The sequence below is a fragment of the Porphyrobacter sp. MBR-155 genome (assembly GCF_040547625.1).
Classification (GTDB): domain Bacteria; phylum Pseudomonadota; class Alphaproteobacteria; order Sphingomonadales; family Sphingomonadaceae; genus Erythrobacter.
In genome coordinates this window covers 1-11,603 of the sequence record NZ_JBEPQB010000018.1, presented here as the reverse complement: position 1 = coordinate 11,603, position 11,603 = coordinate 1, and the positions used below count along the sequence as shown (strand labels likewise).

Sequence of the window (11,603 nt, the reverse complement as noted above, 5' to 3'; positions counted from 1 at the left end):
CTGCTTAAACTCTTCGGAATGCTTCATCATCTCGTCGGTCTCCTGTTGCGAGCTCTAAACGCTCAGGTGACCGGCACAAAACCGTTACAAGTCCAGATGAATGCCGGCACGGGTGGAGGTGAAGCGATACCACGCAAGCGGAGGAGACACGCCAGAGCAACTGCGATCGTCGACGACATAGGCCCATAGCCTGCCGGTTGTGGTCTTGCCGCTGCCGGGCGCGAGCACCTTGACCGGCGTATCGTCGGCGTGGATCTTAGCGGCCTTGAGGCCTTCCTCGCGGATGCGGGCGACGATCGGCTCGAGCAGATGTGCGGCCTGTCCCGCCCAGCCCGCCAGCGTCGAACGATCGATCTCGATGCTTTGCGCCGCCATGATCTCAGCCTGGCGGTAGAGCGGCAGATGATGATCGAACTTGGCGACGACGATATGGGCGAGCGTGCTGAATGTTGCTTTGCCGCGCGCGATCGGCTTGGGCGGCGCGGGCGCCTGGACGATCCGCTCGCAGGCGCGGCAGCTATACTTGGGCCGGACATTGCGCACGACGCGCCAGCTGACGGGCACGATGTCGAGCATCTCATCGGCATCGGCGCCGAGCTGACGCAGCTCACCGCCGCAGCATGGGCAGGCGCAGGTGCCAGAAGCAGGTTCGTGGATAATCTCGTGGCGCGGTAGATGCGTTGGCAGTGAGCGGACCGGTGCCGGTCGTTCAGACGCCGCAACGATATCGGGCATGCGCGCATCGGCATTGACGGCTTCAGCCTCATACTCTTCCAGCGCCAGTTCGAGCTGCTCGATCTCGCGCGCCAGCTTCTCCGACGAAGTCCCGAATGTCATCCGTCGCAACTGAGCAAGCTGGGCGCGCAGCATTGCAATAACGCGATCACGAGCGTCGATCTGGGCCTTCAGCCCGGCGATCTGCGCGTCCGTATCGGATGGGAAGATAGCGTCCTGCTGCACGTCTGATCCTTACCGGATCAGGCGGATCAAGGCGATCAAAAACGGCTGATTACCGCCGATTATCAACCGACCAGGGCCGGTCTCCAGGTCCGTTGAGGATGCCGCCAGTCGACGCCTTCCAGGAGCATCGAAAGCTGCGCGGCAGTTAAGTGCGCGACGCCTGTCTGGCTCATCGGCCAGACGAACCGGCCCCGCTCGATCCGCTTGGAGAACAGGCAAAAGCCCTGACCATCATACCAGAGTAGCTTGACGAGATCGCCACGTCGGCCGCGGAAGGCGAAGACAGCCCCGGAATGGGGGTTCTGCTTCATGACCTCCTGCGCCATCAACGCGAGGCCACACATGCCTTTGCGCATGTCGGTGGCTCCGCACGCAAGCCAGACCCGCGTCGCCGGCGGCAGCGCGATCATCGTTCAAGCACCGCCAGCACGCGCGCCAACGCTTCGGCATCCACCGTCGCATCGACGTTCAGCCTGACACCGGTCGGCAGATCAATCACGATACAGCCTGCGGCCTGTGATGTCCGTATCGGTGGTGACGGCGATGGCGGCGATGGCGGTGATGGCGAGACCAACGGCGACGAGACCGGATCGGATATGACGACCTGTGCGAACGAGGGAGGAACGGGCTCTGCCAGACGGGTCGGTGCCTTTGAAGGCCGATCGATCAACAAGCCCGCCATCGCGTTGCGGCGCCAGGTATAGAGCAATCCGCTGGTGACCTCATGCCGATCCATCGCCGCACGCACTGATCCGCCAGGGCCAAACGCATCCCGCAGCACCGCCAGCTTCTGCTCGACGGTCCAGAACCGCCGACCCGACACCCGGGCGATCACCTCCATCCGACCAGTCATATGACTGCTCTTATGACTACTCTCATCCGAACCGACTGCTTCATCCACCGCGCTGCTCCGCCAAAAGCAGGCAGACATCGCAGAAGCCGCCTCAACCGCAAGGCGGCCTACACGCCACGCTTACGACGTTGCTTTATCTGACGGTGTTCTTCTGGATCATGCGCATCGTCGTTCGGACGTATATGACAGAGCACCACCTCGCTATTGATGCGACATCGCGGGCGTCGATGGCCGAGACTTACCTCGCCTTGAAAAAGGAATCCGCAGCCACGGATCAGGACAGGGCCATCGTGTTGGCATCACTTTTCCGGCCTGTTGTCGACGGCATCGTGAAAGACGATGGTCTGCCGGCCATCACACCTGCGGCAATTATATCAGGATTGGCAGTGGGAAAGCCAGGTCAGTGATAGGTCTGACGTCAATTGACGAGGAAATATAAACAGGCGGCGTAGGAGGCCAACACACATGCGCTCAGCGCTGCTGCCTCAAGGCGTAGCCAGGGGTCAGGCTTTCCAGTCGGTTCACTGCCCCAGTCATTCATCAGCACTGGTGCCTTCCCCAATATCTATCCCAGCGTGCAGCCCATCCACCACGAACCATCGCGCAGCTAATGTCACCGGATCTCGGCGATACGCACCAGGCTCCGGTTCGATCACCGCCCGCGCGCCCTGTCGATGTGCAACGCATTGTCGGACCGGAAACCAGAATATGTCCGTGCGGCCCTACGCCGGTTCGCCTACCCAGGAGTGCAACAAGCGCATCTCGGGAGGCGATCGGGTCGCTGTCAGGGCATGGGTGTCCAGCCGAACAGCTGCCATCCATTTCACGGGCAGCAATCCCTGATATTCGAAGCCTTGGCCCCTCTGCGCACCACACTGGACCATCACCGTCCCAGACGTGAGTCGGCGTGCAATTGAAGGTCTGGCCAGCAGGAACGACGGCGACTTGCAACGCGATGTAGAGGAGTGGCCCTGTCATAGAAAAACCATAGCATAACAATGGCTAGAGATTACAGTCCCCACGTGAAATGTCCATTGATTCCCCCTTCAGATCGATCGAAATAGAGCCGCCATGAACTAGCACAGCTTGCATGCCGGGGTTTTCACAAACTAGCCTGATTACGGACGCCCGGTTCGACGCTGGATCGAGGTTTGTCGACAATCTCAGTGTCCCGCCGTCAGCCCGGAACGAATTTACCACAAGGCCATCCCCGATCACGAACCCGGGAGGATAAGCGCTTGCCGCTCTCGCAATCATCGGAGCCAGCTCGCTGTAAGGAAGGTTCGTCGGCCGAGAAGATTGCGGCGCTGTAGGCGCAGGCTGGCAGCGATCTGCGATTGCTTGGCCAACCTCCAGCCTGCCCTTTTCAAATGCATAGTTCGCTGCCCCGATGCAATCGCCAGCAGCCAGCATCTCGCCCACACGCTTATTGAACTTGCGCTCATTGATGCCATCAATGAAAGACATGACGCTTCCGCCGGCAGCGGCACCTTGATCGGTCCGACCCGTGGAGTTGCAGCTGGTGATCGTCCCATGCTGCATACATTCGGTGCGAACGTTCCCTTGCGGCTGGGCCGTATCACAAGTGATCAACCCGCCCCCGAGGTTCATGCACGTGGTAGATTGGGCGAATGCCTGGCTTGAAATGCCCAAAGTCACTGCAAAAAGATAAAGCTTCTTCATGCCAGCATAATGCCCATCGGCGGGTTCAAAAATCGTAAACCGATTGATTGGCTGAAGGAAATTGACCTAGCTCGGAGGCTACGGTCGACTGCGGTCTGGAAAGTGATTGGATTGCAGTCTCTTTTGCTGTCGCATTGTCCCGACGCTGGGGGAAAGTAGCTGCCTTCCGCTTCGTGAGCACGCATCGCGAACGCAGAAAACAATTACCTTAGCTGCAAATGAGGCGCCGTCTCTCCGGCTGTCACGTCATCCCGACGTCGGGGGATTGGTCACCACGAGGAAACATGGCCCAAACTGCCAGCGTTTTTCACGACCACTGGCTGCGTGTTGCCCCCCGACCACCACAGCTGGGGAGCTGCCCACATCACGCATTCTCACAACATGATGCGAGTAACTTGTAGCCAGTCCTGGAGGCGAAGCCTTCGCAGCATTCAACGTGAAGGAATGCGCTTCGCCTCCGGATAGGTTAGCGCCGATTACGCTCTGGCGATGAACACATTCCCGGCAGTGGTCGTGTAGCAACCCATCTTGGGTGCACCAGCAGCAGCTGCAAGAGCTTGGGCTGCTGCGACGGTGGCTGCGCCAGTAGCGGGCGTCACACGAAGGTTCGAATTGATCCGATCGCAGACTGGGCTGGAAATTTGCGTCTCTGGCGTGCCACCACCGGTCACGACATAGAGATCGCGCGTTGTGACGTTCGGGGCAGTCCCGACGGTTTCAGTCGCCAGAACGCCTGCGACACCGGTCGGCAGAGCAGGTAGTTCATCAAGATAAGCTCCGTTGGGGCCCGCAACGGTCAGCGCATTGATGTTCGCCGGACGTGTGGCGCGTTCAGCCTTGAACATCTGCACTGCCGAGATGACGTTAGTGCCCGCATTCTGATACTGGTTGGCCTGTGCGCCAACTGTGCCCGAATTGAAGGCGTCGCCACCATAGAAGATCACCATCAGAGCCGCAGCAGCGGCGAGCAAGATGCCGATGATTGTAAGAATAATTGTAGTCATAGAAAAATTCGCCTTTCGTTCTGTCCAAACTTCACATTCGACCGATAGCTCAGAGGATCATGAATTCGCTGGCAGTATTGGTTACAATTTATCTCCGACGAACAAGTCACCGTTGATGGATTGGCTTTTAGGATGAAAAAATTTTGTGGAGAAGATGAAAAAGTGTAAAAATGTCGAGCCTATCGCTTTTTTCGATAGTAGAAATTCGTCTTTATCGTCTAAATTCGGCGGAAAACCTAGTTAGTTGCAAAAATGAAAATGTTAAAAAAGTTGCGTAATGGAATCATTCCAGGCGAGCTGAATGATCGCGATGACGTTTATGTGGTTCTAAAAAGAACGTGGCGAACTAGGCTCGAACAGGGAAGTAGGATCGAAGGTTTGTAAACTTATGCGGGTCGCATCACTTGGTAAAGAAGGCGAATAGTTTGACTGAACCGGAATTTCCGGCATTGCGACTAGTCGGGCATTCTTGAGCTGCGCTTGGCCAGCAACTGAAAACTCGCCCGCCAGCCCCTTCCATGGTGTCAAAGACATCGTCGACAAACGATTGAGTCACGCTTTTGAAACAGCTCGCTCATCGAATTCACAAAGATCGTTTTGGAACGGCGCCAGCGTAGAAGCTGGTCAAGCCCTGTGGGATGCAGGGTAGGGTCTAACCCGTTCTCGAAAGGGTGGCCTAACACCGCACGGAGACGGTCAGCGAGCTGCGCAACCTAGCAGTTGTCGCAGCTGGGCATGATCCTCGTGTTGCCCGTCACCGGATTCCACGTTGCGTGAGGCCATTCAATTTCACTGGCGTCAGCCATCAAGCCTCCGAGGACCGAAAAGGCAACCGCCACAACTGGTGCTCGGCTGCAGTGCAGCCCTCAGCATATCACCCTTATCCGACGACTGAAGTAGACCCAATGAGAGAACAAAACATGAACAGTAATGGTGCGAGTGAGATCAACCTGTCAGCTATACGCCCCGATCGGCAAGAAGAGGTTCGTCGACGACTGGAAATGCTTTTGGCATTCGAGAAGGCGCCAGGCCGAGCTAATGCGGAGGGGTATGCGCAGGGGCTCGGGATTAGCGTGGCACAGTTCTATAATCTCCATAAGGCTTGGAGAGTGCTGCGCGATCCGCAGGCTCTCGTCGGACGCACCCGAGCAAGGAAGAAGTCGATCAAATTGACGCCCTTGCTAGAGAAGTTGGTTCAGGACGTTCTGGCACGGTCTCCCGGTGCACTCCCGAATGAGATCACGCAGAAGGTTATCGCTCGGGCGAAGGAAGCGTCGATCGCCTTGCCGCATCGTGAAAAGCTGATGCGATACATTGCTGCGCAGCGGCAACCCGGATTGCCTGCTGACATGATTGCACTCGCCGACATCGTTATCGATTATGCTGTGCTAGACTTACCAGTGATCTTCGATGGCGCAGGCATTCACAGACCTCTGGCAGCCTTCGCCATCGAAACGATTTCGCCGAGCGTGTTGATGATCGATCTGTTCGATGGAATGCCAACGCTTGGAAAAAGTGCACGCGTCCTCGCGAGCGCTATCAAGAACCTGCATGGCAGTGCACATACGATCGCCATCCCGGCCGGAGACGACAAATCCTGGCAGGTTCTCAGCAAGGCGCTCGAGCAAACGGGCTTGGAAGCGGTCGCCTATAGTCCCAGTGCATACCAATATGGTCGATATGCAGAGGCTCTGCTTGGCCAGCGAAACAACGGTATCAGATTACGACCGAGATTGGTTGCAACGAGCAACAAAGGCCGCGCGCTACGGCTGCCAGAAGGCGAGATTCCCCTTCATATTGATGATGCACGGGCACTTGTGCGCGCAAGGCTCCTGGGTTCCGATGAGAGCCAACCCGACAATCTTCGCAACCCGCGAGACATCTCTTCCTTGCTCGAGTTCATCGAAGGCACTGGGGCATGATCGCCACACCGTGGCTTAGATCAGGTAGGCGTCGACTGCCTCGAGTGTCGCAAGCATCCGCCCCTCGGACACGCCTGAGCCCCAAATACGGGCTTCTTTCAACGAAGCAATGATCGGTTCGTTGTGGCGAAGAACCTCCCGTTCCCAGTGTGAAATAGCAGCGCTCGGTGGAAGTTCTGTTATTTTTCGGCTCTTCGAGAACTGAGCGGCGTCCACACCAAGTGTCTTTCGCGGTGCGAAGCTCAAGCGACCCATCTTTGGCCCAACTTTTTGAAGGATCTCTCGTCCGAAGGCATAGGAGGCTGAGGGATGAAGCGAAAAGCTTTCCGTAGCCGCTTCGAGCGCTGCCCGGTCTTTTGCTTCATCAATTCCAGGCGGAACGACCATATCAAGATGGCACCGCGGCCATGCGTCTACCGGACGATCCAGTCTGTTGTCGTAGATAAACCGCCAAGCGTTGTCCGCTGCCTCCCGCTGTGTCTCGCTCGCTGTTTCCAGCCTGTTGAGTGAGCTTCCCAGAACGAGACCACTGGCGGCATCGAGGCAAACCGCAACGACAGCCAATTCTCGTTGCCCCAGCAACAGAATGGCGACCGCGCATAAATCGATGATGATATGCTGCCCGAAGTGCCTCTGGAGAAACTCTACATCGGTAGCCAATTTCTTTCGCTCGTCACGAACGAGCCGTTCCGCAGCTTGCAATCGCGTTTGCTCATTCGTTCCGCCAATATCATCGGTGTGAGGGTGTGCGGCTATCAGACGCTTCGCGATATCAATGTTTCGGCCCCCCGGCCCAGCCGACAGCAACATTTCGCGAGTTGCAGCCCGTATAGGCGAACCTTCCTCTACCGATAGCCTCCGGGCACTACGGTGCTCGTTAGGGATCACGCCTTCAAGCGAGCGTTCACGCCAAGCTCTTCTCAGGTTAAAGAAAGCAGCGCGGCGTAACCCCAAACTGTCTGCGAGTGGCTTCAACGGCTCACCGTTTTCCGCCCGCCAGACGGCCTCGAGCCTTGCCAGCGCCAGCTTGCGTTTCTCGGGCACCAGGCCGTCGAGGATCATCCGCTCCCGCTCAGGCATTTCCTCTGGCCAAATCTTGGCAATGATCTTGTCTGCGCCAGTTGCATCGTTCGTCATGGATCAAGCCTAAAATCAGGTCGCTCCCTTGTCTATAGAAAAATACTTGATTTCCTCGCTCATGCGACTAGATCATAAACGTCTAGTGAAAAACACGTGAATATCACGATGAGGAGCAAGTGTATGGATGAAAGGGATAAAGAGGCCGACCTTCATGAAAAAGCTGAGGGCGCACACAGGCAGATAGCGCCTAGCGCTCCTCCGATCGACGCGGCCGCAATCGTGGAATGGCGTCGCCATGGAGGCACTGGGCCTAGATCATTGGAACGGGCAAGCCGCTCCAGCAGATGGTTGGCTCGGCCCCGGACTTTGGGGACGAATGTCGTATGACCAAGGTCCTCATCGACAGTGATCATCACAGACGGATCCCTCTGTCTCAGAATGTCGTGCGCAACAGCGGATTCGACAGGTTACTGCTCAATAGATCGATCACGCCGGATCGAACGCGTCTGGTCACGGCTGATTACGACCATCTTCTCGCTGACGAAAGGCTTACCCTCATGGGTGAGATGATCGTCGAAAGGAACGGCGGCTCCTTGCGCACCTTCGTCGGTAATCGCGCCCACGAGAATGGCTATTGGCCGAGCTTCAAACGCAAACGCTTACAACATTGGGAAGGCGAGACGCAGCGCTACGCTCTCCTTGCGGCCGAATGCGATCACGCAGTCGAATGGGCGCAAAGCGAGCCATGCTTGCTCAAATTCCCGATCGGAAACGAAATGTTCGAATGGTATGCTGACCTGCAAGTAAGTCTATTCGATGCTCCGGACGAGCTATGGGAAATCAAAAGAAACGAGCGCGATCTTGCGGATGAGCGATACCGCCTGAAGCTTGCCGGCGTGCGCGAGATATGTCGACGCATCGGGATGCGATTTCGTCTTGTCATGGCTGAGGATATCGTCGTCAGTCGCCATCATCGGAACAATCTAGAGCTCTTCGCCTCTCGGCGCTTCCTTCACATTTCGCCCCATCACATGCGGTGCTTCGAAGCCTTCGCCCTCAACAATGGACCGGACACAACATATGGTGAGCTCGCCAATGTGCTCGAACCTCAATGTTCGGCCCGAGGCGCCGCAGTGATCCAAGCGCTCACAGTCCGGCGACGCGTCGAGATTGACCTGCGCTCATTCCTCACCAGCTGCACCCCGGTCAGGATCCACTGACATGCGGCTTCTCACAGCGCCGAGCTTTGAATGCGCCAGCCTGCACCGTGCGATGAAGACACCCTCGCGCCAATGTTCGGCCTGTGTTGTGAATGGCGCGAATTACAGCGCCAATCTTCGAACAGACATCCTCCGCTTGATTTGCCGGAAGCTCGAATAGGGCAAGGGCCGGCGCCGGAACGGCGATCCATCAACGAATAGGAAGACCGATGGGTCTTTCCAGCCGGGATCGCAGACCCGGTGATCCCGGGGCCGTGCCTGCGGTCAGCGATTGCTGACGTGCGTCCTCTCGCAGGAGAATACCTATGACTAAATTCCTTCCACCCTACAACCTTCCAGCGGGCACGATCATAGAGATCGACGGCCGTCCTTATCAGCGGCCGACACACCCTGTCCCAGGTCGGCTCCTGATGCAGGATTGCCATACGGGGCAGCCTTTCCTTGTTCCAGACGGAAAGGGAGGGACCGAATTTCCAACCGAAGACGACTTCGACAATCTGTTAATTGAAGGCAGGATCAAGATCGTCCTCCCGCAGAAGATCGTCGCCTCGCGGGCTCTTGCGGCAAAGGCCGAATGGGACCTCAGTGACCTCGAAGCCATTGACCCAGGCATTCGCAAAACGATGGCACAGGTCATTCTGCTTGACGAAAATGGGATCGCAAACGGCGTCAATGCGATCACTAAAGGGCTTGCCAAACTGTGGACCCCGGATCTGAAGGCTAAATTCGGTGATCACGATGAGCCAGCAACAATCAAGCGTTGGCGAGCGGAGCGGGGCGAACCGGGGAATAGGCCTTGGCACTTGATGGTCCGCCTGACCGGAAAAGTTCCACGCCAACCGCATGATGACGACGTGCCGCTCGAAATTCGCAAGAAGCACGCACTCGAATGGAGCGCCACCAGGTGCGCGATGACTACTGCCTATTCACAAGCGGCAACAGAGCTCAAACAAGTCAATGAGGGAAAGTCAGTCTACTATGCCAAACCTGACAAGCCTTATCCAATCTTCACCTACCACACCTTCCGACGCGAGTGCATTGCTCTTGAAGGGTCGGACACCAAGGATGAAAAGCACAGTAAACCGTTTGTCGACGGCACAATGCGGGGAGGCGGGCGCCCACTGACAGCGACCCGCAACCTCGAAAAGGTCATCATTGATCACACGCGGCTCGACGCGTTTCTGGTCGTCGACGTGGAACGTGACATTGTAGGGGGGCGACCTTGGCTGACTCTCGCAATTGATGTGCACAGCCGGGCCATTGTCAGTTGGGTGATCGCTTTCCGACCGCCGAGTTACTGGACCATATGCGAATGCATTTGGCGGATGAACCACCCTAAGAGGCCGCCTCCTGCCGATGCTGAACGCTACCCAATTCTGAAGCGGATTTGCGGGAAGCCTGGTGAAATCATCGTCGACAATGCCGCAGAATTCACCAGTCATGGATTGGAAGACGCGGCCAATAGTGGCTCATTTTCGGTCCGCTTCTGTCCGATCAAAAAGCCGACTTATCGAGGGATAGGCGAACGCGCTTTCGGAACGCTGCCAAGCAAGATGCTGGAACTCCTCCCAGGCCACGCCATGACGATCGACTACAGCCGGCGAACGGAATACGACGGTGAACAACTTGCAGTGGTAACTCCAAATGAGATGGAAGCGATCGCGAACAAGGCGATCGCCGAATACCACACTGAGCCTCACGATGGGCTGAATGGATTGCCACCTGCTCTCGTCCACAGCCGATCAGCGAACAGACATGGCATTGATGTCATGCATGATCTGCGGCGATTTCGGCTTCAGACCTACGACGTCAAGTTGAATGTGAAGGTTACAAAGAGCGGTGTGCGTATCTTCAACGGCTTGCGTTACTACTCGAAGGAAGGATGCGAGCGCCTGGTCAATAATAATCTGCGCTTCGAGCCAAGGCGGCAGGCGCGGATCGATGCGGTGGTTCACACCAAGATCAAATTCGACCCCGAAAACATCGCCGTCATCTACGCTTGGGACAAAACCGAGCGAGTCTACGTCGAGCTGCTGTGTGAGGACGAAACCTATGCGGACGGAATGCCGCTCTGGTTTCATCTCGAACTTCTGGAACTCGCCAAACGAGAAGCAACTGCACCCCCAGAAGCCGTAGCTCCAAAACGGAAAAAGAAGGCCAAAGGTGTAGCGGATGAAAATTACACGGGGCTTCAACGCTTCTCCGAGCTCGATGGGTCAGCACCCAAAGGGTTCAATACCGAAGCCGAACGTCTTGCCGCACGGACGCGCAGGATTGAAGCTATTCGTGCGATCGCTCCCGGTGCCAGAGCTAGAGAGCGTGAAACACTCGCCAAGCTCTATGACATCCCCAGACTCCGAGCGATAACGGGCAACCTCGTCACGCTCGACACGGACTTCTCGAAGTCAGCAACCGTCGATGACTTCATCGCCCACGATGCGTCTGAGTTGACCAACTTGGACGCGGAAATCCTCGCGACCCGCAGTGATGCTGGCAATATGCCGAAACTCCGGAAAGCGCGGCACGACCGGTTCGATGCTGGCCGCCGCAATCCAGACGTGACGCCTCCTGAAGAGGGCGCAGCCACCCCCAATCGCCGTCGCCGTGCACGCGGCTGAACCGAGGCCCCACCTGCCTCGGCAGGTGGGGCTCAACTCTGGAGACCCAACATGACCAAAATTTTTGTAAACGATTACGAAGAACAGCGTGATGACCCTGATCACGACAGACCGGCAATCCTTGAGGTCGCCTCGAGCTCTGAGGCTACTGAGAGATTCTCTGCAGAGTGGACTTGTAACGGTTTTGTGCCGGTCACCTGAGCGTTTAGAGCTCGCAACAGGAGACCGACGAGATGATGAAGCATTCCGAAGAGTTTAAGCAG

General features: G+C 57.0%; 10 protein-coding genes and 1 pseudogene. 4 read left to right on the top strand and 7 right to left on the bottom strand.

Annotation, left to right across the window (positions count from 1 at the left end):
- Positions 1 to 96 precede the first annotated feature (96 nt).
- From tnpC to tnpA, 3 genes and pseudogenes are all read right to left on the bottom strand, one after another.
- Positions 97 to 960: pseudogene (gene tnpC, locus ABIE62_RS14620) on the bottom strand (IS66 family transposase); the annotation flags it as partial.
- A 62-nt stretch (positions 961 to 1,022) separates the two neighbouring features.
- Positions 1,023 to 1,370, bottom strand: coding sequence for an IS66 family insertion sequence element accessory protein TnpB (gene tnpB, locus ABIE62_RS14615; protein WP_354327111.1), 348 nt, complete (start codon positions 1,368 to 1,370; stop codon positions 1,023 to 1,025).
- Complete coding sequence (gene tnpA / locus ABIE62_RS14610) at positions 1,367 to 1,813, bottom strand: IS66-like element accessory protein TnpA (RefSeq protein WP_354327110.1); 447 nt, start codon at positions 1,811 to 1,813, stop codon at positions 1,367 to 1,369. Before tnpA ends, tnpB begins: the two co-directional genes overlap by 4 nt.
- Here tnpA and ABIE62_RS14730 point away from each other — a divergent pair.
- On the top strand, positions 1,708 to 2,220 hold the full coding sequence (locus ABIE62_RS14730) for a DUF6161 domain-containing protein (RefSeq protein ID WP_502930322.1): 513 nt from the start codon (positions 1,708 to 1,710) through the stop codon (positions 2,218 to 2,220). The genes tnpA and ABIE62_RS14730 overlap by 106 nt on opposite strands.
- A gap of 595 nt (positions 2,221 to 2,815) precedes the next feature.
- Here the strand turns inward: ABIE62_RS14730 and ABIE62_RS14595 are convergent.
- From ABIE62_RS14595 to ABIE62_RS14725, 3 genes are all read right to left on the bottom strand, one after another.
- Entirely contained in the window at positions 2,816 to 3,496 is a 681-nt protein-coding gene (locus ABIE62_RS14595; protein WP_354327106.1) for a hypothetical protein, read from the bottom strand.
- 476 nt (positions 3,497 to 3,972) lie between these two features.
- A complete protein-coding gene (locus ABIE62_RS14590) occupies positions 3,973 to 4,500 on the bottom strand; it encodes a hypothetical protein (protein WP_354327104.1) in 528 nt (175 codons plus the stop codon).
- Between the two features lie 713 nt (positions 4,501 to 5,213).
- Entirely contained in the window at positions 5,214 to 5,306 is a 93-nt protein-coding gene (locus tag ABIE62_RS14725; RefSeq protein WP_502930321.1) for a DUF5131 family protein, read from the bottom strand.
- Between the two features lie 114 nt (positions 5,307 to 5,420).
- Here ABIE62_RS14725 and ABIE62_RS14585 point away from each other — a divergent pair, with 114 nt between their 5' ends.
- Positions 5,421 to 6,422 (top strand): hypothetical protein, encoded by a 1,002-nt coding sequence (locus ABIE62_RS14585; RefSeq protein ID WP_354327103.1) that lies wholly within the window; start codon positions 5,421 to 5,423, stop codon positions 6,420 to 6,422.
- 15 nt (positions 6,423 to 6,437) lie between these two features.
- Here the strand turns inward: ABIE62_RS14585 and ABIE62_RS14580 are convergent, their stop codons facing one another.
- Entirely contained in the window at positions 6,438 to 7,559 is a 1,122-nt protein-coding gene (locus ABIE62_RS14580) for a hypothetical protein (RefSeq protein WP_354327102.1), read from the bottom strand.
- Positions 7,560 to 7,885: 326 nt separating this feature from the next.
- Between ABIE62_RS14580 and ABIE62_RS14575 the strand changes: the two genes are divergently transcribed.
- Both ABIE62_RS14575 and ABIE62_RS14570 read left to right on the top strand, forming a co-directional pair.
- On the top strand, positions 7,886 to 8,722 hold the full coding sequence (locus tag ABIE62_RS14575) for a hypothetical protein (protein ID WP_354327100.1): 837 nt from the start codon (positions 7,886 to 7,888) through the stop codon (positions 8,720 to 8,722).
- A gap of 305 nt (positions 8,723 to 9,027) precedes the next feature.
- On the top strand, positions 9,028 to 11,340 hold the full coding sequence (locus tag ABIE62_RS14570; RefSeq protein ID WP_354327099.1) for a TnsB C-terminal domain-containing protein: 2,313 nt from the start codon (positions 9,028 to 9,030) through the stop codon (positions 11,338 to 11,340).
- Positions 11,341 to 11,603 lie beyond the last annotated feature (263 nt).